The sequence below is a fragment of the Niabella sp. genome (assembly GCF_030150205.1).
Lineage (GTDB): Bacteria > Bacteroidota > Bacteroidia > Chitinophagales > Chitinophagaceae > Niabella.
The window spans coordinates 160,501-186,949 of record NZ_JASLGT010000009.1; the positions used below are offsets into that span (position 1 = coordinate 160,501).

Sequence of the window (26,449 nt, forward strand, 5' to 3'; positions counted from 1 at the left end):
TTAAACTGTCCAGGTTTTTAAACCATGTTTTACAAATTGGTAGTTGCGGTACTGACCGCCAAACTGTTCAAGACTGGTGCGTACTTTATATTTGGTATTGCCGGGGCAATAGAAAATCATAAAACCGCCGCCACCGGCGCCGCTGATCTTTCCTCCGGATGCACCATTGTTCTTTGCCGTTTCATAGATGGTATCAATCAGCTCGTTGTTAATACCGGCAGCCATACGGCGCTTTTGTTCAAAGCCTATATCCAGAATCCGGCCAATTTCATCCAGCTGGCCTTTCAACAGGGCTTCCTTCATCATCTGTGCCTGTTGTTTCAACTGGTGCATGGCTTCAATAGACTGACTTTTCTTTTCGGTTACGTTCTTGCTTTGTTCGATAATGATCTTTGCCGACTCCCTGCTGGTGGACGTATAATACAGGAGCAGATTGTTTTCCAGCTCATCCAGGTATCGCTGCCGGATGCGGAGCGGGTTTACAATCACCTTATCATTGCTATAAAACTCCATATAGTTTACACCGCCAAAGGTTGCGGCATATTGATCCTGACGTCCGCCGGCAAGCCGGAGATCACTGCGTTCGATCTCATAAGCGTAATGTGCGATGTCGTATTCACCCAGGGGGAGTTGCAACATTTCCACAAATGCACCAACGATGGCTACTACAAGTGTAGAAGAAGTTCCCAGGCCGGATCCGGCAGGCGCATCTACATAGGTACTTAAACGAAAGCCGTCATTGGTAAACGGGTAGTCTGTTTGTATGCGGTTGTAAACGCCTTTTAACAGATCGAGGTGCCCATTGAGCGGCAGTGAGGAAGACCAGCTAAAAGCCTCTGTTTCGTTCCGGTCCAGTGCTTCAAAGGAAATCATTCCGTCGGCCGTACGTTCAATAGTGGCGTTGGCATTTAAAGAAATGGTGGCATTGAGGATGGCGCCGCCAAACTCATCACAATAGGGGCTTACATCTGTGCCTCCGCCTGCCAGCCCGATCCTTAACGGCGCTTTACTTCTGTGAATCATCGTTTCTTGATTTATCAGCCAGCTCAACAATGGCGTTGACCAGGTGATCCCAGCTGTATTTTTCTTTTTCGCTGCGAAGATGTGGAATAAAGTGGGTTTCTCCTAATCGGAAATATTCCCGGATGGCGTTGGCGATGGAAGCGGGTTCCGGCTCCGCCACCAGTCCGCTTTTCATATGGGGAACCAGCGCCGGCAACCCGCCCACATTGGTTACGATCATTGGCTTTTCGAAATAATAGGCCAGGGGCGTTACGCCGCTTTGCGTGGCATTCCGGTAGGGTTGCACCAGCAGGTCGGCGGCGCATAAATAATATTTAACCTCATTGTCGGGGATGAATTCGGTTCTCAGGATCAGCGCCTCGCGGATGCCCAGCTTGTCGATCAACTCCTGATAACCGGCTTCATCTTCATAAAACTCACCGGCAATCAACAATTTAATTTCTGATTTCTGATTTCTGATTTCTGATTTCTGTTCCCGATCGCTACCGGGACTGATCTCTGATGTTTGACGTTTGAGGTTTGAGGTTTCATGTTCAAGACCGGCAAACGCCTTAAGCAGCAGGTCCAGCCCCTTATATTTCCGGATGAATCCGAAAAACAGGATGATCTTATCGTTGGCCGGAAGTTGTAAATGACTGCGGGCCGCTGTTTTGGAAACAGGTGTGCCAAAATTGTCATACAAGGGATGGTGTACCTGCAGTGCCGGCTTCTGCGTAAAGGTTCGAAGGTCGGTAAATACCTTTTCGCTCATGGTAATAAAACCATCACAGGCTTTTATAAAGTAGTTGGTAAAAGGGATGTCGCCGGGCCTTTTTTCATGGGGGATGATATTATCGGCAATGCAAATGATCCTTGTTTTTTTATTTTTCCTGATCTTCCTGAGTATGGTTCCCAATGCAGGTCCCATCAAAGGAAGCCAGTAGCGTACCACCACGATATCGGGTGCTTCTTTGGCTATTGCATTACCCACCTGCACCCAGTTAAGCGGGTTGATGGAATTGATGCGGGTATGAATGGCGATATTTTCCGGAGCGGGATCATCCGTATATTGTGATTTTCCCGGAAACAGAAAGGAGGGGTATTGTAAAGAAAAGGACCAGATCGCAGCCTGGTAGCCACCATCTTCAAATGCTTTTACAAGCCGGTGGTTGAAGGTGGCCAATCCGCCCCGGAGCGGATGTGCGGGTCCTATAATAATTACTTTGGGCATAAAAAGATGTTCACGTTCGCCTGACCCCACGACCAGCGTTAAGGTTCCTGTTCAACAATATACAGAACGATTAAAAGACCATATCCGCAACAGCATCCATTAATCCAGTCCTGTTTTTGCTTCAATTAAATAGGCGTTGCGGCCCGGCGCATTGCGGGAGATCAGTTCTCCGATAAAACCGGCCATGAACAACTGCACGCCTATGATGATGGCAACCAGGGAAATATAAAAAAACGGACGGTTGGTAATCGAAAAGTCGTTGCTAAAGACTTTTGAGATGAGCAGGTATAGTGCAGAAAAAAAACCGATCATAAAAAAGACCATGCCCCAAACACCAAAAAAGTGCATAGGGCGCTTGGAAAATTTTCCTACAAATGTAATGGAAAGGAGGTCCAGGAATCCGTTGATAAAACGATCCCAGCCAAATTTGCTGACCCCGTATTTGCGTTTGCGGTGTTCTACCACTTTTTCGCCGATCTTTTTAAAGCCGGCCCATTTAGCCAGTACGGGTATGTAACGGTGCATCTCTCCATACACTTCAATGCTTTTTACCACTTTCCGGTTATAGGCTTTTAAACCGCAATTGAAGTCGTTGAGCTGTATTTTAGAAACCTTACGGGTAACCGCATTAAAGAATTTGGAAGGGATATTTTTGGTAACGGTATTGTCGTACCGCACTTTCTTCCATCCGCTCACCAGATCGTACCGGTCTTCCCGGATCATCCGGTACAATTCGGGTATTTCATCCGGACTATCCTGCAGGTCGGCATCCATGGTAATCACCACATCGCCCCGGGTAGCGCGAAAGGCCTCATTCAGCGCGGCAGATTTGCCATAATTGCGTTGGAATTTAATGCCCCGGATATCCGGATTTTTTTCATGCAGGGAACAAATAACCTGCCAGGAGTTATCGGTACTGCCGTCATCCACAAAAAGGACCTCGTAACTGAAATGGTTTTCCTGCATTACCCGCTCGATCCATGCGGCCAGTTCGGGCAATGATTCTTCTTCATTTAATAAAGGTATAACTACAGAAATGTCCATTTTTAGTTTTTCTTTGACAAAGATAAGGTTCCTGCGGCGGCAGTGGTTACCACCACACCGATAAGTAAAAAGTCAAAAACGGTTCCGGCCAGCACCATCGGTATAAAATATTTACGGGTGTCTTTTGCCTGTTGATCTATTTCTAAAGGCGTTCGGTCTTTTGCGTTTTTAAGTTGAACTTCTTTTTGTTTGGCCACTGTTTCGTCCATTTTCTTTGGATTTGTTGCCCAGTAGATCCATGTATACACCACCATTAGCAGGGTTGCCATGATAAAACACCTGAATCCTTCGTTGAATAACGTTCCAAATTTTGTCTTGTCTTTAGAAGCAATGACAGCCCATACGATTCCTGTTCCGTAAAAGATATATCCTATATAATGCAGGGGAGAATTGTCGGGTGTTTTTAATGCCGATAGGATCAACCCTGCCAGTATCATTAAAATACCTGTTATCAGTCCCTTCCTTGTTGCGTTTAATATCATGTGTTAAAATGAAAGATTCGTCTGATTGTTATGAATGATGCCCAACGGCTTACCCGTAAAGGATCTTCCGATAAATGCCGAATTCCGGCTTTGAGAGCGGATGGCATCGGCATTTAATATCCACTGCTGTGCAGGATCAAAAACCGTAAGTGAGGCGAAGGCCCCTTCTTCAATGGAAGGTACCGGTAATCCAAGGATCTTCCGGGGATTAATGGAGAGCAGCTCCACCCAGCGTTGTTGCGGTACTTCCGGCAATACGGTATTGAGCACGGCATACGCGGTCTGCAGGCCCAGCATGCCGTTTTTGGCATATTCAAATTCTACCATTTTATGATCGGTATCATAAGGAATATGATGCGTAGCCACACAGTCGATAGTACCGTCTGTAATGCCTTTCAGGAGCGCCTTCCGGTCATTAACAGTACGCAACGGCGGGTTTAGCTTCAGGTTCGTATCGTAAGTTTGAAGGTCATCTTCGGTAAAAAACAGGTGCGCCGGTGTTACAGAAACGGTCACCTTTGTTTTTTTCTGCCGGGCCTCTTTGATCAGCTTCAGCGAGGCGGCAGTGGTAACACCGGTAAGGTGTAACCGGGAACCGGCATATTCGGCCAGTTTAAGGTCGCGGGTGATCAGCAGCTCTTCCGCGATGGCCGGCTTTGCCTGGAGGCCTAACCGGGTAGACACGACACCTTCATTCATCAGGCCATTCGGCTGTATGTCTTTATTGTCCGGCAACTGGATCAGTACCCCGTTAAAGGGTTTGATGTATTGCAGGGCTTTTACCATGATATCGGAAGACTGGATGGCATTTTTACCATCGGTAAAGGCAATGGCGCCGGACTGCCGCATATCGTAGATCTCGGCCAGTTCCTTGCCATCTGTATTTTTGGTAACCGCACCCAACGGGTGAATGCTCACCGGCAACTGCGCTGCTTTTGCACAAATATATTCTACTACCGATTTTTGATCAATGGCTGGTTTGGTATTGGGTACAATGCAAACATCGGTAAACCCTCCGGCGGCTGCAGCGGTACTGCCGCTGGTTAATGTTTCGCGGTATTCAAACCCCGGATCTGCAAAATCTGCAAACAAGTCGACCCAGCCCGGACTTACATGCAGCCCTTTTGCGTCCAGTACTTTGGCACCTTTCTGAACCAGGTTTTTACCAATAGACTGAATGCTTCCATTTACGATAAGGATATCTGCGGTGCGACCGTTAAAAGAGGAGGTGGGGTCGATGATCTTGGATTGCTTAATGAGAATTTTCATTAAGGTGCGAAGATAAGCGCAATTTCTGATTTTTAAAGGAATATGCGTGGAGATCCTGCCATATTGGGGTAGAAATAGCTGTGTTATGGGAGGGGAAACACAAAAGATACAGCAGGACTGAGATCCCCGGAGACGCTCGCCGTAAAAAAAGCCGTTTCTTTTGATAGAAAAAGAAAATGTATTATATTTGCACCCCCTCCCAACAACGTCTGTATTTATTTACGGATATGGGATCCGGTTCGGGACGTGGCGCAGCCCGGTAGCGCACTTGCATGGGGTGCAAGGGGTCGCTAGTTCGAATCTAGTCGTCCCGACTTAAAGAAGCTCAGCAGTAATGCTGGGCTTTTTGATTTTATACCGGTAGCGGATCCCGCAGTGGCGGGAGGGTCGCTAGTTCGAATCTAGTCGTCCCGACTTAATAAAAAAGCTTCTGATTCTTTCAGAGGCTTTTTTATTGCCTTTTTTCGGATCATGTTGGATATTTGGGGGATTGTAGGGATTAAGCATAAATATTAGCGAGTCTAAACAGGAAAAAAGCAATATCTCTTACCCCTCTTGCTGCAGCTCTGAAGGCCTTGATTTTAGCATTAAAAGATCTCGCAGCAGCATTGGACTATATGGATCAGGTAATTTCATTTTCCTTGTCCGACATCTTCATAGCTGCTTTTGAAGTATATCGTGAACAAAGCAATGACAGTCGGGCAGATGAAATAATTGAGTTATTCAAGTACAATACAAATAGTAAGGAGTATATACTTTTGTTGCGATACGTTTTTTCACCTGCAATGATCAAAGATATAGCGGCCTATATTCAGACAATTGGCGAGGTTAGAATTACGTTCCTTTCTACACATCCGGCATCGTACCTCCTGCATCATCGTTTCAACAACAAAAAAGCCCGCCCGTTTACCCGGGCAGGCTTCTTTATAATCGAAGTGTACGGTTTAATTGTTCACCACTTTTACAATTTTTGAGTAAGATTTGCTTCCGTTGGCATCAATCTGTACAACGCGGATATAGGCGCTCTTACCATCAGAAACAGGCTCTGAAGCTTTTTTCTGACAACCCATAGCACCTGCAAATATGCCCGTTAACAATAAGCTTGCAAATACCAGTTTTCTTTTGCGTGGCAATCCCATGGCCAGGCTACCCAAAGCTAACAGCACCAGCGCAATACCTGACGTAGCAAGGGCAACGCCCGACATATTCGTTGAAAACTCATAGCTTAAAACACTATCGGAGTTGCCATTTGGGGCTTTGGAATCCATAGAACCAATGGTAGTGAAATGAACGCCATCTGCAGAAGCTTCTATTTCAAAGCGCTTGTTATTTTTTTCAGAGGAAGTGGCCCAGTTTACAAGTAATACACCCCCTTTTATAATAGCTGATACATTCGTAAACTGTACAGGTAATGCTATCGGATCGTTGCTGATGCCAAAGTTTACCGGTGCTGTAGTAGTGCCACCTGCAATGCCATTCAGGTTGCCAATGTATAACTTACCGGTACGGTTGGAGTTGTCTATACCTGTGCTGCCACGGTTTACACCCGTATAGCCATAACCACCGGCAGGCGTATCTGCAGTAGGCAGGAGATCACCCACCTGTTTAGCGCTATTGGTAAGTACTACCGGGTAGTTACCACCGGCGGCCAGGTAGCTGGTAGCTATCTGGAAGGAGAACGTACCGTCGGTATTCACCCGTACCGAGGCGATTACGTGGCCACTGGGGTCGGTTAAATTAGCCCATAAGCCATTAGCGATACCGGCTTCGCTGCCATCTATTACGGCATTACCATTCGCATCGTTCCAGATGGTACCCGGTATGGTAACTTTGGCACCGCAGTCTTCCACATTAAATACTTTTACGATAGTGACAGAGCCACAGGACCCAGCGCTTACGGTATAGTTTACTCTTAAGGTACCTGCGCTGGTAAAGGTAAGCGTATTGCCGGACAGGGTGGCCGTAGCCGTACTGCCTGCATCGATCGCATAAGTACCGCCCGATGGGTTACCGATCAGCTGTACATTATTGCCAATACAATAAGGACCGTTATACGAAGCGTCGAGCGTTGCGCTTACAGTTTGGCTACCGCAAACCTGCACGGCATTGGTGTTAAAGTGGTATACGGGATCATACGTTGAGACAGTCGAATTATCACCCATACTGCCATCTATTCTATGTCCTACATACCCAAAAGTGCTGGTGCATTCCCGTAGGATCATAGTGGTATGACCACCGCTTTCGACAGAGATGACATTTGTATTAGAATAACCGGTCTGGAAATTGCTGGGCTGGCCAGGATTCACGGCACTGGGAGAGGAGTTATTGGAGCCACGACCTAGCATATTGCCGCTTTCGCAACCCCAGGTGTAGACTACTTTGTTATTGGTTAGCACATTAATGGAGGCATAGCCGCGGTCATGCTCGTTAGGTGATATCCATTTAATATCGTTCATAGGTGTTCCGCCTGTTGAATAGGTAGGTTGCACCCAGGTATTGGAATTGCTGGTATTCCAAATGCCCAGTTGGGCGTAGTTATTATTGCCCAGTGAGTATAGGGACCCATTTTGATATAAAACATAGTAGGTAGGAAGAAAATTATAAGCTGAGTAAGAGGCCCCGATCATTTTGATAGGCCCGGCACCGGGGGGCGGTGTTAAAATGGTTGCCCTGTTTCGACTGGCAGCTGCACTTATGCCGTCCCAGCTATTTCCCCATGTCCAAAGAATTCCCGCTGCATCCAGCGCAATAACGCTGCCGGAGCATCCCCTGGCGGCTACTATTCCTGTCAGGAAAGTTCCGTCTGTTTTTTGTACATGTGACCAGGTAGTAGCAGTTCCGGCACCACCACCACCACGCATGTCAGCGTTAGCGGCCAATACATATACGTTACCATCGCAGGTGGTTAATATAACTGCTTCATGTGTACCAAACATCATCTTTACATTGCTGGAAGTTACACCGGTGGGTAGTCCTAGACTTAATTGTGTGAAAGCGGGGGATGAAGCTAGCGTAGTACTTACTAAAAAGCCCGGCGCTCCCCAAACCCAAAGCTTATCGTCGCTGGTAAGAAGTAAAAACTGAACCTGATCTTGACCAAAACTGCCAATAGCCACTTTCAGCGGTGTGCCGGTCAATCCCGGATAATTACCCGGATTAATAGTCGTTGGCACCAGCCAGCTGCTAACACCATCTGCCTTGGTCTTTTCTCCCCATATTTTTAAAGAACCGTCCAGATCTCTTACCACTGTAGAGTGAAAGCCGGATACATAGTTGTCATACTCCAGGGTAGCAGCAGTAGTGGAGTTAAAGCCAAAATTGGCAAAATCCTGGCAGCCGCTGGCGCCATAGCACGCTTGGCCGTAAGAGTAGTTGATGGACCACAGACTGACAATCAGTGTCAATACAATGGTGCTAAGAGCTCGCATTTTTGTCATTGTTGTTTAAGTTTAGTTATATGATGAATAATAGTTAATGGTATGGTTTTATAGATATTATTTCGAATTTTCAAAAGGCAGGTAGCACAACACAATGCCGACTTTTGCCCATAGTGCGGGGTCCTGAATTCATTTTTAGCAATGATATTTTTCACATACCCGAACGCGTTACCTGGGTATGGCTGTTTTCAAAACTCCGGCACTGTTTTTTAAAAAATAACAAGCACCCGCTTTGTCCCCGATTTTCTTACAGCCTGGTTTTTAAATATGCATTTATAAACAACCAGGCCACAAAAGTAGAGCGGCGAAAAATGGAGTCGTTGCTTTTATGTATCTCTTTATGGTGTATTTGTCTCAGGTATTGACATGAATAGAATAGAAATGTTCAGCGCTCAAGGTTAACAGATGGCAGCGTGCGGATACTGGGTGCTTGATACCGGATACTGGATGACGGATTGTAGTTTATAGATGGTCGTTCCTGGTCAATCCGCTATGAGCTATGATCCATCATTATTTCCGGTTGCGCGAATAGTGCAGGGGCGATTGTCCGAATTGTCGTTTAAAGCTTTTGGTAAACTGGGAAGCGGAGTTATAGCCACTCATAATGGCTATTTCATTCATCTTGTACTGGCTTTTTTGTATCAGGTCGGTGGCCCGTCTTAAACGACGTTGCTCTACAATTTCATAAGGAGTTAGAGGAGTTAATGCTTTTATTTTACGGTACAAAGAAGCCCGGCTCATATGCAGGTGCTTTGCCAGGAATTCCAGGTCGAGCAGGGGGTCGGTTATATACTCATCAATAATCAGGTGCAGCTGGCTGATAAAGCTTTTTTCTCCATTTTCTTCGGCGTCACTGTTTTGTTTTTCCAGTATAAGATAGTCCTGTACCCTGGTGCGGTTTTGCAGGGTACTAATCACCTGGGCTTTTAAAAAATCGGGTGAAAAAGGTTTTTCAAGGTATACATCAGCTCCGCCATGCAGCCCCTGTATTTTACTTTCCAGCTCTGTTTTAGCGGTTAGTAATATCACCGGTATATGACTCAAACTGCCTGTTCTTTTAATAAAGCCGCACAGCTCATAGCCGTCTACACCCGGCATCGCCACATCCGATATTACCATAGATACCGGGTGTCTCTTTAATTGCTGGATAGCCTGTTCGCCATTGTCCGCAGCAATTACTTCAAACTCTGTTTCTAATAAGTCTGTTAATAGTTCTAGCACTAACTTTTCATCATCTACTACCAGTATCGTTTGTTTTTCCATAAATAATTATAGGGTATAACCATTTAAAAAAGTCCATGCAATCATTGCAAGTGCAAAAGGTATTTACTGTTTGGTAAACGCTGGCCAACAAGTTGCTGTCCAGATGGCAGGTCTTTCACATCTCAAAACTTAAGTTTTTCTTTTTTGGTAAGTTCAAAAAAACAATATCCGGTTGTCAGGATGTATTTTTTTGACGACTGGCATGAGGGCAATATACTTGAGGTACTTGTTGTATGCTGACCAATTTTCCAAAAAGCAGGCAGGCTTCTCCGTGCTTTCGATCGGTTGATATATAGCCAACAAGGCCGGGCTATTGTGTTAACCATGTTTTTTGAATTAGAATGTATGCTGGTAGGTACGGTCATTTTTACTATTGATTATTCAAATGTAAAATTTTGTATTGTAATGAAGTACGTACAAGTACTTTTTATTTCACATGACCCCTATTAGCCCTGTGAAAATGAAATTAAATTGTCGTTACGTGTCATTGTGTTGTTCGTGAGTGTCAATTTGATAAGGTCTTTATTTCAGGTAATCAAAACAATTATTTTTGACTGTATAAGGCCTTTACAGGTTTAAAAAATGTATATAGTGTCGGTATTCGATGGCTTATATGCTATTTTTTAGACGATACTTTTTTGAAGCAAATCACCTAAAAGTGACTAACACTTCGAGAAAGCAGTACCATTTAGCAGCATTAAACGATGACCGTCCTGGTATCCGGCAACGGTTGTTGGAAAATGATTCCGGGAAACAGTATGCTTTGCATTAATGAAATTCAGCACAAGCTTTGAACAGAGACGAACATGTTTTATTACCGCTTTTTTAATCTGGCTCTAAATTTACAAAAGGCAACAGGCTTTTCGATGTCACACCCGGTTTTTGGGAAAATATACCGGTGGTTTACCGTTAATGTTGGAGTAATTAAATGAGAGCGCCGGCTATTCTTATTTTAGATGACGATCGGGTACTCGTAGATCTGCTAACAGATATCCTGGGTGGTAATTACAGTATTGCCCCGGCTTTTAATGGCGAAGAGGCCTGGGAAGTCTTAAAAAGCACCCCGATCGATTTAATCATTATCGATATTATTTTACCTGATATAGACGGTTTTCAGCTTTGTTCCATGATTAAAGAGAACAAAGCGTTCGGACATATACCCATTATTATACTAAGCGCAAAAAGCGGCCTCGAAGACAAGGTTTCGGGTTTACAGAAAGGAGTTGACGTTTATATCGAAAAACCATTTTCTCCCGCCTACCTGGATGCACAGGTATTTAGCATTTTGCAAAACCGTTTGAAATTAAAAGAGCGATTCGAACGAAATACTGATTCTGGGGGTGAATCAGTTACTACTTTAACCGATCAGCAGTTCCTGGCAAGTCTGCACCTTTTGATTGAAACGCATATAGGCAATGCTTTGCTGAGTATTGAGTTCCTGGCAGAACAACTGCATATGAGCCGGTCTTCCCTGTATAGGAAAATAAGAGCTACCTCCAACTATTCACCGTACGAAATTATAGAACAGGTGCGGTTAAAAAGGGCGGCCGCACTCATGCACGAAGGACGGTATAAGATTAATGAAATATCTGTTCTTACCGGGTTTTCATCACCATCCCAATTTACCAGGAGTTTTAAAAGAAAGTTTGGTAAGGCGCCGCTTAGTTATTTAAGGGAATACGTGAAACGAAGGAATATGGGGAGTTTGTGAGGATGGCGAATGGTGAGTAATGAATAGTGAATGAGGAATAGTGAGTAGCTAATGGGGAATAGGGTATGGGGTGGGATGCTAATAGCTGCGTAGCTGCGAATAGCACAAGAATATATAAATTCACCGATAGTTGTTTGGAAACATAATAAGGGCACTGATAAAGTCAATACCCTTTACTATATAGATCAGCCCTGGCCGGCCCCGGTAATTTTAAGTTCGTTCAGATCTGACTGTAACCCGGTTTTGCGGATCTCTTCATCGCTGAAATATTTTTCCTTTCACAACCGGAACAATTCTTTTCGTTGATGTTACCGCCTCTGACTTTGTCATAATATACAACAAAAAATTTGATGCTGAAATTAGCACATGCCAAGCTTATATTAATTTACACTGTTGTAGCGGTAGTTTTTCGTTTTTCTTTTTTGGTTGCTTCATAGTAGTCCCAGTTAGCGCTGGCTTTGATAGCAAATTGTTTATAAGAAACTCTCTGCCTTACAAAATACTGGTTACGGGAATGATCGCCATGCTTCAGATCGTGTATATAAAGTCCCTGCAACCTGCTGTATAAACGCCAGTTGTGATCGTTTGACAAGGCTGGAAAAGTCAATACTTTGCTACAAAATGAGTTTTTTATAACAGCTGACTTATTAATGCGACTGCCCGATGTCAAGGCAGTCAAATTTTCCTTCTGCATTCAGGTGAAATTTAAAGAATACTTTGAAAGTGCCCCATTGGCCGGCTTTAAAGTTGCCGGATACATCCCTGCCTTCGTTTTCTACTTTGTCGATGGTCAGGAATTTTTCATTACCTAGTGCTTTTGCAAAAAAGCTTTTAAAATCCACTTTGTTGCCATCGTCGGTCATTTTTGGATCTGTTGTAAAAAATGTATACCAACTCTTGTCTCCGGCATCTAATGCTTCAATTGCCTGTTTTACTTTCTCGTTAGTGATTTTTGAAAAATCCATAGTGGTTTCTTTTTTATAGTTTGTTTGGATGATGTTGTAGCAGTACGACTTTTATTTTGCCCGCAGGCGGTAAGTGAAATACTTAATATCAATAAGCTGATCATAGAAGGAACTTTCATATCGCATGATTGAATGGGATAGATAAGTGGAATGTCTATGCCTTTTTTAAAGGATGTTGGAGGTAAATGATCACCAGGTTCAGTAACAGAAAAGGGAGTTCTACCAATACCCCTTTAAAATCTTTATCCATCAGGTGAAAACAAATGATCAGTAAAATACCGGCGGCCATTAAGAAATTACCCCATACAAATGTTTTGGGAAACAATATAAGTAAGGCTGCGATGATGGTAACAACTCCGTTGATCATCAGGCCCGATTTATTAAATCCCCATTTGCCAAACATTTCCAGCATCTCCGGTTTACCCGAAAACATGGCATAGCCCTGCTTTAAGCCCATAAAAACGGCCACCAGCATTAGTGCTGCGTTAATGATTTTTAATATCATAGTTTCAGTTGAATGATTAAAAAAAGATAACTGAAGGCGTAAGCCTTCAATTATCTTTTTCAAAAGGTTGGATCAATTATCTTGTTGTATAACCGCCGTTAGCGAAAATGGTCTGGCCCGTAATCCACCAGCCATCCGTTACCAAAAATTCGACTAAAGGTGCAATGTCTTTGATATCGGTAAGTCCGCCCAAAGCTGCAGCTGATTTATGATAAGCTACGGCATCATCAGCTTCCTGTCCGTAAAAGAATGGTGTATCCATTGGGCCAGGTGCAACGGCCGTAACAGAAATACCACGACCGCCAAACTCTTTTGAAGCAGCCCTGGTAAAATGCTCAACAGGCGCCTTCATACCAGCGTAAGTCGAATAAAGACCCGTATAGGCAGCAAGAAGAGACGTTACAATAGTGCAGATCTTACCATTGTCGTTCAGTTTCTTTCCGGCTTCCTGTATAAAGAAGTAAGCTACTTTAGCGTTAATATCACTCATGCTGTCATACTCGGCTTCGGTAGTATCTCCAAAAGGTTTTTTTAATACTTTACCTACTGTATTAATAGCGATGTCGATACCGCCAAATTTTTCGATAGCGGCATCAAAAAGTTTAGTGATGTTTTCTACCTTGGTCAGGTCCGATTGTATCAGGATGGCTTCAGCACCTGCCGCCTGTACTTCCTGTAAGGTTTGCTCTGATTCGGCTTTAGAGCTTTCGCTGTTGTAATGGATCACCAGTTTTGCGCCTTTTGCTGCAAAATCTTTGCTTAATAATCCGCCCAGGTTTTTGCCCCCTCCGGCTATAACCACTACTTTGCCTTTTGCGTCGTTTCTTGCCATGTTTTTCTAATTTAATGTTTAAGTGAAATGTGGCACAAAGGTCTGCCCGGTAAACGGGCTTACTATGGTGAACTTTTCGGTTTTTTATAATTCAGAATATTCTGCCGGTGATTTTTTCTAAATGATCCCGGGGTACAACCTATCCATTTAAGGGAAAATTTAGAAAAGTTAGAGGGGGGGTATGTAAGTGTGCATGCAATTTCGGCAATGGACAAATCTGTATGAATAATGAGTGCTTTTGCCTTGTCGATCATCTTTGCATCATAAAAATAACAGGGGTGATGCCCGTTTTCTTTTTGGATAACATCGGTGGGGTGCCGGTGCGAAATGGCCGGTTCCCGCGCGATCTGGTTCAGTTCCAGGAACTCGATAGCATCGCCATTAATGACATCCCCGATATGATGATCTAAAGAATGCAGGTATTGCCGGCTAATGGCAGTGCTGCTGCTTTCGGTCATCATATTATTAAAGGTTGTCATTTTTAAATTTTATTGCAACCGTATCCCGGTCACTAATCGTTCAAGTTTGTAGATCTATTTATCGAATCCAGCTGCATTCATCCAGTGTTTGATACAAAATATATTGTTCGACAAAAACAGCGTGGAATGTTATCGTTTCTATATTAAAGTTGAATGAAAGCAAATGAAATTAGTTTACTATAAGTCCCTTTTTTTTTGTTATTTGTATCAAACAGGGAGAGCGGTAGTAAGATTAAAAATAAATTGCTCAAACGTCTCATTTTTTGACCCTGTTAGTAGCGTCGAATTTATTTTGCCCTAAATTTGAATGATTGAACTGGTCCTTAAAATTGTAGAATATATTCATGGCTGCTTTTATCAAATTCGCATCTCTTATAAAAGGTCGTATGTTAATAGTAGCATGTATGCTCCTTTCATTGTCGAACCTAAGCCCTGCTAAAGGGCAGTTGAATGTGTTCACCAATTTCGATATTACTAACGGTCTTAGCAACAATACCACTTTCTGTGTAGCACAGGGCAAAAAAGGGTTTATATGGATAGGGACTGCCGATGGCCTGAATCGTTTTGACGGTAAGGATTTCAAAGTGTTTCGTAATTTTTCCAGCAAAGCCAGGGTTACTGGAACCTTATATGTATGGGATCTGCTGGTGCATAGCAGCGGCGCTCTATGGCTATCTACTAATAAAGGCATTTTTGTTTTCAATGATACCACTGAACAGCTGCTACAGGTTAAAAATGTACCTGATGGTACGGTATATGGTATGGCAGAAGATCCCGCAGGAAAGGTGTGGCTTTCACTTCGTAATGATATGTATGAATGTGATCCGGCAAACCGTGAGGCAAGAAGATATGCCAATCCCGAACGGCGCCTGTATACAGATGTTATTATTACTGATCATAAGCAAATGTGGGTGGGGACTGAGAGTGGTGAGCTCGGATTGTGGTTGCCTGATCAGCGTCGTTTCATTTTTTACCCGGTAAATACTGAGCAGCAGCCCGCCAGTACCCGGAGGGTTCTTAAAATTTTTGACAAAGGAAACGGCAGACTATGGGTAGGGGTGATACAGGGCGTGAAAGCGTTCAACGCACAATCGCACCAGGTAAGAGCGCTGCAAATGGGCATTGATCTCTCTTCGACCGTTACGGTACGTGATTTCGTTCAGGTGCATGCCAATGAGTACTGGATGGCCACTAAGAGGGGGATTTATATGCTGGATAGTTTAGGCCGGTTCAAAAATAAGATTGATGAAAACAGCCTGAACCGCAATTCGCTTGCGGCAAACGACGTGCAGGGCCTTTTAAAGGATACCGAAGGTGGTATTTGGTGCGCTACCTACTATAGTGGAATTAGTTACTATCCACCTGTAAGCAGCGCTTTTGAAATTTATATGCCGGGTACGGATGCCGGTAATAGTATAAGCGGGAAAACGTTCACTAATGTTACAGAAGATCTCAAAGGAAATATATGGATAGCCGGTGATAATGGCCTTAATAAATTTAACACAGCAACCCGGCAGTTTGTAACGTATGCTCCGCAGAGTAAAAAAGGGCGCCTGTCAGGTCCCGATTTGCTGGGGCTTGCCTGCGATGGTAACCAGCTATGGATAGGCGCCTGGAGATACGGAATAGATGTAATGGATATTGATAAGGAAGTTATAACAGATCGTTTTACAGAAGGGGACGGAAAGTCCGGTTTAAAAAGTAACCGTATTATGTCTATTTACCCCGATGCTGACAGCCAAACCGTATGGATAGGCGCAACAGATGGTATATCCCGGTATAATAAAAAAAACAGGGAATTTACAACAGCTACTTCTTTCCCACAGCTCACACCTTATAACGCTATTGCTCAAACAGCCGATGGCACCGTTTGGGGATTATGCCATGGCTTGTTTTTTTATAATGAGCAGAAAAAACTAAAAGGTGAATTGAAGGTAATGGTAGATGGGGCGAATATTTTACCCACAGGCATTAATTCGGCTCTTCTTATAGCCAGGGACGGCAGTTTTTGGCTGGGCACCGGCAACGGCCTGATACAGGTGAATACCAGGAATACCCGGGTGCATATTTATACTACGCGGCATGGCTTGCCTTCCAATATTGTTACGGGTATTGCGGAGGATAATGATGGAGGCCTTTGGGTAACTACAACAGGCGGTGTGGTGTTTTTTAATCCGGCTTCTCAAACCGTTACTAATTATCACCAGATAAAAGGTTTCTTCGGAAGCCAGTTTTCTTATGTTACTTCGTATAAGGCCCGCAACGGAGATGTTTACATCGCTACCCAGGGTAGTTTGATAAGAGTGAAACCGGGTATGATACGCCAGGCAAGTTTTATACCTCCTGTTTACATAACCGGTATTTCAATGCAAAACAAGCCTCTTGCGATTGACAGGGAAAACGGGCCCTTAAAACGTTCTGCTGCCATGACAGAGGCCATTACTTTTAGCTACCGGCAATCTTCTTTTGATATCAGCTTTGCTGCCCTTACTTATGCGGCTCCCGAGGGCGTGCAGTATGCTTATATAATGGAAGGCCTGGACAAAAACTGGCATTATATAAAAAGAAAGGATAACGTAAGCTTTACCGGGTTGCCTCCTGGTAATTATGTCTTTAAAGTTAGATCTACCGACAGTCGCGGTGTCTGGCAGCAGAATGAAAGAACACTTGAGATCAGGATTAATGGGCCCTTTTATACAACTATCTGGGCTTATTTATTGTATACATTATCGCTTGCTCTTTTAGTATTGCTGGCCTTTAGAATCTATAAAAACCGGTTGGCCGAAAAACAGAAAAGAATGACGATGTTATATGAAATTGAAAAAGAGAAAGAGATCTATGCATCGAAAACGGAATTCTTTACCCATGTTATTCACGAGATAAGGGCTCCGGTAACCTTGTTGAAAGCCCCTTTGGAAATGGCTAAGAATGATAGTAAGGACCTGCCGCGCACACAGAAATATCTTACCATCATGGAAGAGGGGGTTCAAAGGGCAATACAACTCATTAATCAGCTACTTACCTTAAAAAAGACGGAAAGTGCCCAGGTGCAATTACAGCCCGGGCTGATAGAACTGTCTCCCTTGCTCGAATCGATCTATTTTGTTTTCGACCCGCTTATAAAGGAGAAGGGCATTGTGTTTACATCGGAGATAGATAAAGGGCTGACACATGTACATGCGGATAGGGAGGCACTTACCAAGATTGTTACGAACCTGCTGGATAATGCGATCAAGTATGGTGACGGAACCGTAAACCTTTCGGCAAAGCATGACGGTGATACAGATACTGTGCAAATAAGTGTAGCCAGTAACGGTCCGTTGATTGCACCGGAAGACCGGGAAAAAGTATTTGAAACCTTTACCCGTTTAAACCAGAATAAAAATCAGCCCGGCACCGGTATTGGCCTGGCCCTGTCGAAATCCCTGGCGCTTTTACACAGGGGGGATTTACAATTACAAGCCATAAATGGACTCAATGTGTTTATTTTAACATTGCCCGCCCGACCGCAAAAAAAATAATGCAGGAAAGACCCCGCAGCCAGTGTTGCTTGATACAAATCAGCTAAAATGGCGTGCTAAAGAAATGCATTTCATTACTGTAAGTTGAACTGTGCACGCTTTGGCGGAAGGGATGCTGGTTCGAATCTGGTCGTCCCGGCAAATAAGAAAGCTTCTGATTATTTTCAAAGGCTTTTTTGTTGTACTATTTTGTAGCATAGCCGGTAGCGTATGGCACCATCCAAAACTCCGTTTTTCCGGGAAGACCGGACGCATTACGCCCTTTTCCCCATATTCCGGGAAGCGATACAAATTTTTTCATCCGTTATTTTTAATACAGCAAGCGCCACTAAAATTTTTGTGGCGCTTGCTGACGGTATCTGTAGATGGTCTTATGTTGTTACTTGCAGCACATTTCGGTTATGGTCCATTTGGGTATAGAGAGCCAGGTTCTGCCGCCGGCATTCGAAAACACACCCTCCGAGAATGCAGTGGCTTTTATATTCGCACCAAAACTTACTTTCCAATCGTTTTTGGGTATGGTATAATCCTCTGTGATGACTTTTTTGCGCTGAACCCTGAAATACCAGATCACAGGAGCCACTGCTATTACATTCCCCGCATTATACCCCGTATTGTATTCGGCAGTACCTACGCTGGCATGCCCGTAAAATGTGAACCCATACACCGTTGCGTCCCAATTAACCGTTTTCTGAACTTTTACATTGGCGCAGGCGGCATTGGCAAAGTTAACACTGCCTGTAAGACTAATGCTGGCAAGCGATCTTCCCCATGGGAACGGATAGGAGAGCGCAAGTGCATAAATGCCATTTGCCCCAATTCCGTATGCATAGGCATCTGATGCCATTGCTTTTTCGATATAGGCACTGGTACTTTGAATGCCCGGATAATAGGTGTTTCCTGCGCCCCATGTGCAAGGAGGGGTTGGTGTAGGGGGCGTTTTCGTATCGTCAGGATCAGCAGGGTAACGATCTGTATTCGGAGGGAGCATCCATGTCATCGAACCATTGGGGCGGATGATGTCAAAATAAAACATCAAAAATTCAGCATCGAATTTGATGAACCCCCGTAGTGCTTCCGGCAACAGACCTGTTATTTTTTCTTTATATGCTTTTTCATCTACCCCTGTTTCTGTCCAGCCTTTTTGTATAAAATCATGGTATTTGTCTTTCATCATATCAAGAAATTTATCCCGTTCTGCATCTGATTTTATGGTACCCAGTTTTTTTGCGTCTTCCTGGTACGATTTGTTTAATTCCGGGTCGATTTTCTCTAGAATGCTGTTTAATTTTTCCTGTACAGGGGCTACCAGTTCGGCTACGTCGTCAAAGAATTTTTGAGGTATGGGCGAAACAGATGCGTTCGAATCCTTCTGTTCCGTAAATAGTGTTGCTTTTGATATTAGGGCGGTTCTTTCCAATTGAACTTTTTCAATTTGTAAATTGGAACCGGTTTGGCTTTGTTTGGTACAATGGGATAGTACCAGGATAAGCATTAGTGATAAATAAGGGAATACGTGTTTCATGTCTTACTTTTTTATGGTTTTTAAAAATGATCAATACGTTTACTCCTATTGTATTGCACCCTGATGGTTTTTTAAGGGCTTAAATAGTATAGGCCGTTTATGTTGCATGCAATGAACGATGTAAAAATAGATCGGCAGGCTGCGACCATCAATCATCTAAAAACATGATTTATATAATAGGACTGTCACTAATATTAGGGATAAGGTTGTCTGGTTTCCTGTTATTTCCTGGCAAAATTCATCCATGCCGGATCGGGAATCGGGTTATCACTAAAAGAAACGGGTATTATTCCCAGCCATCTATTGTCTGCTCTGAAATTCCTCCGCTTTTTGGAAGGCGCTATCTCAATGTAAAATCCTTAATCACTTTATGAAAAACGGACCCCCAAAAAATTGAAGTGGATGTTATTGACAAAAGAAACGAAACGGACCTGCTGAAGACATATAATTTGACCGGGTTTTAAAAAAGGCGCCCGTTTACAAAGAAGCATTAAGCAATAATCATTCGTTGAAGCGGCAACAACTTTTGATCGCGAAGGAATAAACCCGATATTTGTATAGGTGGGCAACTAAAAAGTTACGCTAAGAGTTTAACAGATTGTTAAATGGAAAACGAAAGGGCTTTTGTAATTTAGTTGAGCAGCGGACGTTTGGCAATGTTCATCGTCCCTGCCGGAACAATAACCATTCTACGCCAGTTTCATGACTGAAATATTTCAAGACATCCGGAAAACATATAATTTCTTCAGGCCCGTTGAGCTTGCAGATTTTGTTGAGTTTTATGGCGAAACCTGCGACGCCAAAACGGAGCTATTCCTGAAGGGACAAGCCTACACGATTAAAATGTTTCCCAGCTGGACACCCACTTTTTATATCAATCTGGGCCGTTCTTACAAAATGTCCATTGGAAAACAATTATTTCATATCCGCAGGGAAAGCGATGTATTGATTCTTCGGGACCGGATAACGGAGCGGTTCAATCATCCGGATGATCATATTTTTATTACCAAATTTTATCCCGGAGGATTGGAATCGGTGTTGGGTATGCGCCAATCGGAAATGACGGAGCCGGTTTATGATTTACGGCAGGTATTGCCGCCGGTACTCATTCAGCAAATAAAAACAGCTGCATGTTTCCAGGACAGGGTAAAGATATTGAACGCACACCTTTTAAGTTGTTGCACCAAAAGAGCCGTAAACGATCATTATATCAAAATGATTCATGCTTCAGTGAGCTCCTATATGGATAGTGGCATGTTGCTCAATACCTCGGAACTGGCGGAGCGGCATTTTCTCAGTTCTAAAACGATCAACCGGTATTTCCAGCGTAAAATAGGGGTTTCTCCCAAGAAGTATTTTTCGGTGCTCCGGGCAAGAACCGCCCTTATTGATTGGGTACAGGACCCCGGGAAATTTGATCCCTGCGATTACGGATACTATGACCGCAGTCATTTTCAGAAGGAGGTGGTCCGGTTTACGGAAGCCAGGTTGCCTCCGGCCCTTTTATAAATTGTCCGTTTTTTACTTGTTGTGGCCGGTAGTTCCCGGCAATTTTGTAAAATGAAACGCAACATTTTAATCAGGGGGCTGCTGTTTGGACTTTGCCTGGTAGTAACGGCCGCTGCATTTACGCAATCGTATAAACCTGCTATTGAATGGAAGCAATTTGCCTGGAATGATCCCCGGTTGATTATTAAATCCGGGTACCTGATCGTACCCGAAAACCGCATGAAGCCCAATGGCAAAACCATTCAGTTGCCTTTTATTTTTATTCGGAGGCCCGATCAGCATCCGACCCGGAATATTTCTTTATATATGGTTGGAGGGCCTGGCTACAGCACCACGTTTGGCATTGATAGCATCGGGTACGAATTCGGTTATATAAAATTCGGGGGCACGATTATGTTGGGGCAACGCGGAACAAAGATGGCGATTCCCTGCCTGGAATGTGCCGAGGTAACAACGGCTAACAACCAACGTTATAAAACCAGTTTGAATTTCGACAGTTTAAGGCTGGAAGCCATTAAACAATGCCGGGAGCGACTGACAAAACAAGGCATCGATCTGCCGGCCTATACGACGATGGAAAGTGCTTCGGATATCAATGATTTACGTAAGGCCCTGGAACTGGATTCGTTAAATCTGATTGGGTTGTCTTACAGCGGAGGCCTGATGCTGGAAGTGGCGCGTAACCACCCGGAGTGTGTGCGTACCCTGGTATTGCGTTCGCCATTGCCGGTATCGGTTCATTATGATGAACACGCATTGTTCAACTTTAATGAAGCATTGGAGACTGTTTTTGAAAATTGCCGGACCGACTCCGCGGATCGGAAATATACGGGACTAAAAAAGCGTTTCCAGGCTTATTTTACCGGTATAACCGGACGGGAATTTTCCATCAATTACCTGGAAAACGGGAAGCAGGACAGTATACGGGTCTTTTATTCAAAAAGCGATCTGCTGGAAGTGATCAATGATAAACTTTCGGAAGGAGACGGGGCTCCTGTTCCTGCCATCATGATTGATTTCATTGAAGGACGGCATGAAAAATGGATCACCGCCTACTTAAATGCCTACTTTAATGGTAAGAGTAGTGTAGCGGCCGGCATGCGTTATACTGTTTTTTGTGCTGATCAAACATTAATGTCCAGCGAAGATTTACAACACCAGCAAAACGCCGTGTTGCCCTGGTTGTGGGGTTACCGCTATAATAACGTAGACCGGTCGGTATGTGCGTGCTGGAAGGTGAAGCCAGCGTCAGGGGGCTCTAAACACCCGGTGTTTTCGTCCGTACCGGTCCTTATCGGCGGCGGCGATCTGGATCCGGGATGTAGTCTTTTTTATAACCGGCTTATCCGGCGAACCCTGCCCAACGCGCAACTGCTGATCCAACACAATGCGGGTCATGGTGCCGGGTTTAAGATCGATGGAGTAGATTACCTGGAGGCTTTTTTTGCAGATCCTTATAGTAAACTGGTGTCTAAATCAAAAGATGTACGAATTGAGTAAGGGATTCAAAATGGATTGAATGGGTATCCGGTAATCCGGCTCCATGCTCCACGGCTTCCTGCTTTCACCAGGTGAATTTATATTTCAGATCCGTTGCCGGATCTGGTTCCCCGGTGCCGGAATTCCGGGGCTGGAACTTTTTTTGTCTCACCACGCGGCCGGCTGCCTTTTTTTACCGATGATTCCCGGATGAGCAGGGTACTGGGAATGGTAATGCTTTTGTGCTCGGCGGCTGCTTTGCCGTTTTTCTTTAATTTAATTTTTTCGATCAGGGTTTGTGCAGCCGTTTCTCCCATCAGGGTTCCCGGGTAATCGATGGTAGACAGTTTGGGGTTAATCAGGCTGCCAAGAATATCATTGTTAAAACCAATGATCCCGATATCCGCCGGTATGCGAACGCCTCTTCGCTGCAACTCGTCCATGCAAACAGCAGCAGCAAAGTCATTGGTAATAAAAAAAGCATCCGGCTTTTGCTTCAGTAATTTGTTCATCACTTCGAGTGTGTCTTCCCGGTTCAGGCTGCAGCTTTCTACGAGTAGCGGGTCAAAGGGAAGGTGACGGTCGGTCAGGGCCTTTTTGTATCCCCTGAACCGGTCTTCATAAACATTCCGCTGTAAACTGGCAGTGATATGGGCAATACGGCGGTAGCCCTGCTGCAGCAAATGTCCGGTGGCTTCGTAGCCCGCTTTAACGTTATCGATCACAATTTTGCTGCAAGGCATCTTTTTGGCTACCCGGTCAAAAAATACCACGGGGATGCCTTGCTCAAAAAACGGGTTAAAATGATCCGTGGCCGTGGTGGTCATGGCCAGCGATACGATCAGTCCGTCTACCCGTTTGTTAAAAAGGTTGCGGGTATTGGCAATTTCCCGTTCGCCGTCTTCACCGGAGTGGGCGATGAGGATATCATATTTCTCCTCTGTGGTAATTTTCTCAATGCCAGCCAGCACCGAAGTAGAAAAATAGGAGTTGACCTCATGCAGCAGTACGCCAATGGTCCGCGACTGCTGTTTGCGCAGGTTGCTGGCAATGAGGTTTTGACGGTAACCCATTTTTTCGGCCATGGCCCGGATCTTTTCCCGCGTTTTAGGCTTTACCAACGGACTATCATCCAGTGCCCGGCTGATAGTTGCCGTGGAAAGATTGAGCGCGCGTGCAAGATCATAAATGGTCACCTGTTTCTCCATAGCAGCAAATGTACCCTTTTTTCGTCCATTTTTATTTCGGTAATGAAATCGATTACATTTTAAAAAGCAGTATATTGCAGTCTGTTCCGGAACAAGGGACAGTAAAATGAAGGATTCATGATTGCCAAAAAAAATAATCGTTTTTTATTGGGTATTGATGTTGGAACGTCTGCGGTGAAAGTGGCGCTGGTAAATGCAGTTACCCGGGATGTTTGGGCCACCGCTTCCAGTCCGGACATGACGGAGCGGGGCATTAAATCCATGCAGCCGGGCTGGGCCGAACAGGACCCGGAACAATGGTGGGCAGATGTAAAAGCAGCCATTCATAAATTGGGTGAACGGGCGGACTGCGATCTGCAGGCGGTTGATGCGATCGGGATCACGTACCAGATGCACGGGCTGGTGGTTACGGATACTGAAAAGAAGGTGTTGCGCGATGCGATCATCTGGTGCGACGGCCGCGCCATATCCGAAGGTGAGCGGGCATTAAAAGCGATAGGAGCGGATAAGTGCCTGCATCATCTGCTGAACTATCCCGGCAATTTTACGGCAGCAAAACTGGCCTGGGTCAAAGAGCAGGAGCCGGCCGTTTACGAAAAGATCGATAAAGCGATGTTGCCAGGCGATTATATTGCGCTCCGGCTGAGCAATACGCTTACCAGCACGGTGTCGATGTTCTCGGAGGGTACCTTCTGGGATTTCCGCAGTCATACACTTTCGGAAGATATCCTGGATTTTTTTGGATTTGATGCCGGTCTTTTTGGCGACCTGCAGCCGGTATTTTCGGTGCATGGAATATTAGGTACAAGGATTGCCGGGGAGCTGGGTATGAAGGCGGGAACACCCATAACCTATAAAGCCGGCGATCAATTAAACAATGCGCTTTCATTAAATGTATTAAAGCCCGGCGAAATTGCAACCACCGCCGGCACCAGCGGGGTTATTTACGCGGTAACCGATCAGCTGGTGTATGATCCGCTTTCGAGGATCAATAGTTTTGCGCATGTAAACCATCTTCCCGGCCAGCCACGTATCGGGCTGTTGCTTTGCATTAACGGCGCGGGCATCAGCAACCGCTGGATCCGGGATTGTACCGGAGGACGGCATTCTTATACACAGATGAACGAAATGGCGGCGGAGGTAGCGCCGGGCGCTGCCGGCCTGCGCTATTATCCATTTGGCAATGGTGCGGAACGGATGCTGCAGAACACCATTGCAGATGCCGGCTTTTCGGGCATCGACCTCAACCTGCATACCCCGGCCCATTTGTACCGGGCAGTTCAGGAAGGTATAGCCTTTGCCTTCCGGTACGGACTGGACATCATGCGGGAAAACGGGCTGCAGGCGACCGTTGTAAAGGCAGGGAAAGCCAATCTTTTTTTAAGCGAAGTATTTGCCCGGGCATTTGTAAATGTAACGGGGCTTACGCTGGAGCTCTATCATACGGATGCCAGTGTGGGCGCTGCTATCGGCGCGGGCATTGGCCTGGGCATATATACAGAGGCCAATGCGTTTGAAAACCTGGAACGGGCAGCAGTGATGGCACCGGATGCTGCACTGCAGGAAGTATATGAACCCATTTACCAGGAGTGGCGGATACAACTGGATCAACAAATTCATCAAAATAAATAAGGTTATGCAGGTACTTACAGGAACTACTGAATATTTTAAAGGAATCGGCCCGGTAACATTTGAAGGGCTGGAGTCGGATAATCCCCTGGCGTTTCGCTGGTATGATGAAACAAGGGTAGTGGCAGGCCGGCCGTTAAAGGATTGGCTGCGTTTTGCCTGTTCTTACTGGCATTCTTTTAATGGGAATGGAAGCGATCCTTTTGGCGGACCCACGCATTTTTTTGCATGGGACCAATGCAGCGATGCGCTGGACCGGGCCCGGGATAAAATGGATGCCGCATTTGAGTTTTTTACAAAAATGTCGCTGCCGTTTTATTGTTTTCATGATGTGGACCTGGTAGATTATGGCAACGACGTGGCGGAGAACGAACGGCGGCTGCAGGCCATTACCGACTATGCGCTTGAAAAGCAGGCGGCCTCCGGCGTGCAATTGTTATGGGGTACAGCCAACCTGTTTTCGCATGTACGCTATATGAACGGGGCGGCCACCAACCCGGACTTCAACGTAGTAGCGCATGCCGGCGCCCAGGTAAAAGCGGCGTTGGATGCCACGCTGAAGCTGGGGGGCGAAAACTATGTGTTCTGGGGCGGCCGTGAGGGATATATGAGCCTGCTGAATACCAATATGAAAAAGGAACAGGAGCATATGGCGCGGTTTTTACATATGGCAAAGGATTATGCCCGGAAGCAGGGCTTTAAGGGTACTTTTTTTATAGAGCCCAAGCCCTGCGAGCCTACCAAACACCAGTATGATTACGATGCTGCTACGGTGATCAGCTTCCTGCGGCAATACGATCTCCTGGATGATTTTAAATTGAATATAGAAGTAAACCACGCAACCCTGGCCGGTCATACCTTCCAGCATGAATTGCAGGTAGCCGCAGATGCGGAACTCCTGGGTTCGATAGATGCCAACCGGGGCGATTACCAGAACGGATGGGATACGGACCAGTTTCCCAATAATCTGAACGAACTAACCGAAGCGATGCTGATCATTCTTGAAGCCGGCGGGTTCAGCGGGGGCGGGATCAATTTTGATGCAAAAATCCGGAGGAACTCAACGGATGCTGCGGATCTGTTTTATGCGCATATCGGGGGGATGGATGCTTTTGCCCGGGCGTTGATCATTGCGGATAATGTGTTGCAAAGATCCGAATACCGGCAACTGCGTGCAAACCGCTATCAATCCTTTGCGGAAGGAGCGGGGCGGGATTTTGAAGAAGGAAAATTAAGCCTGGAGGCACTGCGCGACCTGGCCGTTCAAAACGGGGAGCCGGCACAGATCAGCGGTAAACAGGAATACTATGAAAATATGATCAACCGGTTTATTTAAGATTCGAAACACTTTTTTTAAA

Annotated in this window: 20 protein-coding genes and 1 tRNA gene; 7 read left to right on the forward strand and 14 right to left on the reverse strand. The window is 45.1% G+C overall.

Features of this window, described 5'->3' with window-relative positions; all coding sequences use genetic code 11:
• The 5 genes from Q1V85_RS08725 to Q1V85_RS08745 all read right to left on the reverse strand — a co-directional run bounded on the left by Q1V85_RS08725 (position 1) and on the right by Q1V85_RS08745 (position 5,028).
• On the reverse strand, positions 1 to 1,023 hold the full coding sequence (locus tag Q1V85_RS08725) for a dehydrogenase (protein ID WP_300599002.1): 1,023 nt from the start codon (positions 1,021 to 1,023) through the stop codon (positions 1 to 3).
• Positions 1,007 to 2,233: a glycosyltransferase gene (locus Q1V85_RS08730; RefSeq protein ID WP_300599004.1), complete on the reverse strand. Its 1,227-nt coding sequence runs from the start codon at positions 2,231 to 2,233 to the stop codon at positions 1,007 to 1,009. Before Q1V85_RS08730 ends, Q1V85_RS08725 begins: the two co-directional genes overlap by 17 nt.
• Before the next feature lie 99 nt (positions 2,234 to 2,332).
• Complete coding sequence (locus Q1V85_RS08735) at positions 2,333 to 3,277, reverse strand: glycosyltransferase family 2 protein (protein WP_300599006.1); 945 nt, start codon at positions 3,275 to 3,277, stop codon at positions 2,333 to 2,335.
• 2 nt (positions 3,278 to 3,279) lie between these two features.
• Positions 3,280 to 3,759 (reverse strand): DUF4199 domain-containing protein, encoded by a 480-nt coding sequence (locus tag Q1V85_RS08740; RefSeq protein ID WP_300599008.1) that lies wholly within the window; start codon positions 3,757 to 3,759, stop codon positions 3,280 to 3,282.
• A 3-nt stretch (positions 3,760 to 3,762) separates the two neighbouring features.
• Positions 3,763 to 5,028, reverse strand: a complete 1,266-nt coding sequence (locus Q1V85_RS08745; protein ID WP_300599010.1) for a dihydroorotase — start codon at positions 5,026 to 5,028, stop codon at positions 3,763 to 3,765.
• A gap of 240 nt (positions 5,029 to 5,268) precedes the next feature.
• Here Q1V85_RS08745 and Q1V85_RS08750 point away from each other — a divergent pair.
• Positions 5,269 to 5,342: transfer RNA gene (locus Q1V85_RS08750), tRNA-Pro, on the forward strand.
• Positions 5,343 to 5,972: 630 nt separating this feature from the next.
• On the opposite strand, the gene Q1V85_RS08760 is transcribed toward Q1V85_RS08750, so the two are convergent.
• Complete coding sequence (locus Q1V85_RS08760; protein WP_300599012.1) at positions 5,973 to 8,465, reverse strand: hypothetical protein; 2,493 nt, start codon at positions 8,463 to 8,465, stop codon at positions 5,973 to 5,975.
• A 510-nt stretch (positions 8,466 to 8,975) separates the two neighbouring features.
• Positions 8,976 to 9,728, reverse strand: a complete 753-nt coding sequence (locus Q1V85_RS08765) for a response regulator (RefSeq protein ID WP_300599014.1) — start codon at positions 9,726 to 9,728, stop codon at positions 8,976 to 8,978.
• 928 nt (positions 9,729 to 10,656) lie between these two features.
• On the opposite strand from Q1V85_RS08765, the gene Q1V85_RS08770 reads away from it, so the two are divergent.
• A complete protein-coding gene (locus Q1V85_RS08770; RefSeq protein WP_300599015.1) occupies positions 10,657 to 11,439 on the forward strand; it encodes a response regulator in 783 nt (260 codons plus the stop codon).
• Between the two features lie 385 nt (positions 11,440 to 11,824).
• On the opposite strand, the gene Q1V85_RS08775 is transcribed toward Q1V85_RS08770, so the two are convergent.
• The 5 genes from Q1V85_RS08775 to Q1V85_RS08795 all read right to left on the reverse strand — a co-directional run bounded on the left by Q1V85_RS08775 (position 11,825) and on the right by Q1V85_RS08795 (position 14,220).
• Positions 11,825 to 12,133, reverse strand: coding sequence for a hypothetical protein (locus Q1V85_RS08775; RefSeq protein ID WP_300599399.1), 309 nt, complete (start codon positions 12,131 to 12,133; stop codon positions 11,825 to 11,827).
• Positions 12,087 to 12,404 carry a hypothetical protein gene (locus tag Q1V85_RS08780; protein WP_300599016.1) on the reverse strand — a complete coding sequence of 106 codons (318 nt, stop codon included), beginning with the start codon at positions 12,402 to 12,404 and terminating at the stop codon, positions 12,087 to 12,089. Before Q1V85_RS08780 ends, Q1V85_RS08775 begins: the two co-directional genes overlap by 47 nt.
• A 154-nt stretch (positions 12,405 to 12,558) precedes the next feature.
• Positions 12,559 to 12,909, reverse strand: a complete 351-nt coding sequence (locus Q1V85_RS08785; RefSeq protein WP_300599018.1) for a DoxX family protein — start codon at positions 12,907 to 12,909, stop codon at positions 12,559 to 12,561.
• Positions 12,910 to 12,985: 76 nt separating this feature from the next.
• Positions 12,986 to 13,741 (reverse strand): SDR family oxidoreductase, encoded by a 756-nt coding sequence (locus tag Q1V85_RS08790; RefSeq protein ID WP_300599020.1) that lies wholly within the window; start codon positions 13,739 to 13,741, stop codon positions 12,986 to 12,988.
• A 62-nt stretch (positions 13,742 to 13,803) separates the two neighbouring features.
• The gene (locus Q1V85_RS08795) at positions 13,804 to 14,220 is read right to left on the reverse strand and encodes a helix-turn-helix domain-containing protein (protein WP_300599021.1); all 417 of its coding nucleotides are present in this window, start codon (positions 14,218 to 14,220) and stop codon (positions 13,804 to 13,806) included.
• Positions 14,221 to 14,606: 386 nt separating this feature from the next.
• Here Q1V85_RS08795 and Q1V85_RS08800 point away from each other — a divergent pair, with 386 nt between their 5' ends.
• Positions 14,607 to 17,741: a two-component regulator propeller domain-containing protein gene (locus Q1V85_RS08800; protein ID WP_300599024.1), complete on the forward strand. Its 3,135-nt coding sequence runs from the start codon at positions 14,607 to 14,609 to the stop codon at positions 17,739 to 17,741.
• Between the two features lie 379 nt (positions 17,742 to 18,120).
• Here Q1V85_RS08800 and Q1V85_RS08805 read toward each other — a convergent pair whose 3' ends face one another.
• Positions 18,121 to 19,266: a hypothetical protein gene (locus Q1V85_RS08805; RefSeq protein WP_300599026.1), complete on the reverse strand. Its 1,146-nt coding sequence runs from the start codon at positions 19,264 to 19,266 to the stop codon at positions 18,121 to 18,123.
• Between the two features lie 702 nt (positions 19,267 to 19,968).
• Here Q1V85_RS08805 and Q1V85_RS08810 point away from each other — a divergent pair.
• Together Q1V85_RS08810 and Q1V85_RS08815 are read left to right on the forward strand one after the other, a co-directional pair.
• Positions 19,969 to 20,775: an AraC family transcriptional regulator gene (locus Q1V85_RS08810; RefSeq protein ID WP_300599027.1), complete on the forward strand. Its 807-nt coding sequence runs from the start codon at positions 19,969 to 19,971 to the stop codon at positions 20,773 to 20,775.
• Positions 20,776 to 20,826: 51 nt separating this feature from the next.
• A complete protein-coding gene (locus Q1V85_RS08815) occupies positions 20,827 to 22,275 on the forward strand; it encodes an alpha/beta fold hydrolase (RefSeq protein WP_300599029.1) in 1,449 nt (482 codons plus the stop codon).
• Between the two features lie 77 nt (positions 22,276 to 22,352).
• Here Q1V85_RS08815 and Q1V85_RS08820 read toward each other — a convergent pair whose 3' ends face one another.
• On the reverse strand, positions 22,353 to 23,462 hold the full coding sequence (locus Q1V85_RS08820) for a LacI family DNA-binding transcriptional regulator (RefSeq protein WP_300599030.1): 1,110 nt from the start codon (positions 23,460 to 23,462) through the stop codon (positions 22,353 to 22,355).
• Between the two features lie 117 nt (positions 23,463 to 23,579).
• On the opposite strand from Q1V85_RS08820, the gene Q1V85_RS08825 reads away from it, so the two are divergent.
• Together Q1V85_RS08825 and xylA are read left to right on the forward strand one after the other, a co-directional pair.
• The gene (locus Q1V85_RS08825; protein WP_300599032.1) at positions 23,580 to 25,094 is read left to right on the forward strand and encodes an FGGY family carbohydrate kinase; all 1,515 of its coding nucleotides are present in this window, start codon (positions 23,580 to 23,582) and stop codon (positions 25,092 to 25,094) included.
• Between the two features lie 4 nt (positions 25,095 to 25,098).
• The gene (xylA, locus tag Q1V85_RS08830; protein ID WP_300599034.1) at positions 25,099 to 26,427 is read left to right on the forward strand and encodes a xylose isomerase; all 1,329 of its coding nucleotides are present in this window, start codon (positions 25,099 to 25,101) and stop codon (positions 26,425 to 26,427) included.
• Positions 26,428 to 26,449: the final 22 nt, after the last annotated feature.

What these genes read in the sequence shown, in the direction of transcription:
- Q1V85_RS08800 (WP_300599024.1), top strand. Translation starts at nt 14,607, where the DNA reads ATGTTAATAGTAGCATGTATGCTCCTTTCATTGTCGAACCTAAGCCCT.
- Q1V85_RS08790 (WP_300599020.1), bottom strand. Translation starts at nt 13,741, where the DNA reads ATGGCAAGAAACGACGCAAAAGGCAAAGTAGTGGTTATAGCCGGAGGG.
- Q1V85_RS08810 (WP_300599027.1), top strand. Translation starts at nt 19,969, where the DNA reads ATGACTGAAATATTTCAAGACATCCGGAAAACATATAATTTCTTCAGG.
- Q1V85_RS08795 (WP_300599021.1), bottom strand. Translation starts at nt 14,220, where the DNA reads ATGACAACCTTTAATAATATGATGACCGAAAGCAGCAGCACTGCCATT.
- Q1V85_RS08780 (WP_300599016.1), bottom strand. Translation starts at nt 12,404, where the DNA reads ATGGATTTTTCAAAAATCACTAACGAGAAAGTAAAACAGGCAATTGAA.
- Q1V85_RS08725 (WP_300599002.1), bottom strand. Translation starts at nt 1,023, where the DNA reads ATGATTCACAGAAGTAAAGCGCCGTTAAGGATCGGGCTGGCAGGCGGA.
- Q1V85_RS08765 (WP_300599014.1), bottom strand. Translation starts at nt 9,728, where the DNA reads ATGGAAAAACAAACGATACTGGTAGTAGATGATGAAAAGTTAGTGCTA.
- Q1V85_RS08775 (WP_300599399.1), bottom strand. Translation starts at nt 12,133, where the DNA reads ATGCAGAAGGAAAATTTGACTGCCTTGACATCGGGCAGTCGCATTAAT.
- xylA (WP_300599034.1), top strand. Translation starts at nt 25,099, where the DNA reads ATGCAGGTACTTACAGGAACTACTGAATATTTTAAAGGAATCGGCCCG.
- Q1V85_RS08730 (WP_300599004.1), bottom strand. Translation starts at nt 2,233, where the DNA reads ATGCCCAAAGTAATTATTATAGGACCCGCACATCCGCTCCGGGGCGGA.
- Q1V85_RS08770 (WP_300599015.1), top strand. Translation starts at nt 10,657, where the DNA reads ATGAGAGCGCCGGCTATTCTTATTTTAGATGACGATCGGGTACTCGTA.
- Q1V85_RS08815 (WP_300599029.1), top strand. Translation starts at nt 20,827, where the DNA reads ATGAAACGCAACATTTTAATCAGGGGGCTGCTGTTTGGACTTTGCCTG.
- Q1V85_RS08785 (WP_300599018.1), bottom strand. Translation starts at nt 12,909, where the DNA reads ATGATATTAAAAATCATTAACGCAGCACTAATGCTGGTGGCCGTTTTT.
- Q1V85_RS08735 (WP_300599006.1), bottom strand. Translation starts at nt 3,277, where the DNA reads ATGGACATTTCTGTAGTTATACCTTTATTAAATGAAGAAGAATCATTG.
- Q1V85_RS08760 (WP_300599012.1), bottom strand. Translation starts at nt 8,465, where the DNA reads ATGACAAAAATGCGAGCTCTTAGCACCATTGTATTGACACTGATTGTC.
- Q1V85_RS08825 (WP_300599032.1), top strand. Translation starts at nt 23,580, where the DNA reads ATGATTGCCAAAAAAAATAATCGTTTTTTATTGGGTATTGATGTTGGA.
- Q1V85_RS08820 (WP_300599030.1), bottom strand. Translation starts at nt 23,462, where the DNA reads ATGGAGAAACAGGTGACCATTTATGATCTTGCACGCGCGCTCAATCTT.
- Q1V85_RS08745 (WP_300599010.1), bottom strand. Translation starts at nt 5,028, where the DNA reads ATGAAAATTCTCATTAAGCAATCCAAGATCATCGACCCCACCTCCTCT.
- Q1V85_RS08805 (WP_300599026.1), bottom strand. Translation starts at nt 19,266, where the DNA reads ATGAAACACGTATTCCCTTATTTATCACTAATGCTTATCCTGGTACTA.
- Q1V85_RS08740 (WP_300599008.1), bottom strand. Translation starts at nt 3,759, where the DNA reads ATGATATTAAACGCAACAAGGAAGGGACTGATAACAGGTATTTTAATG.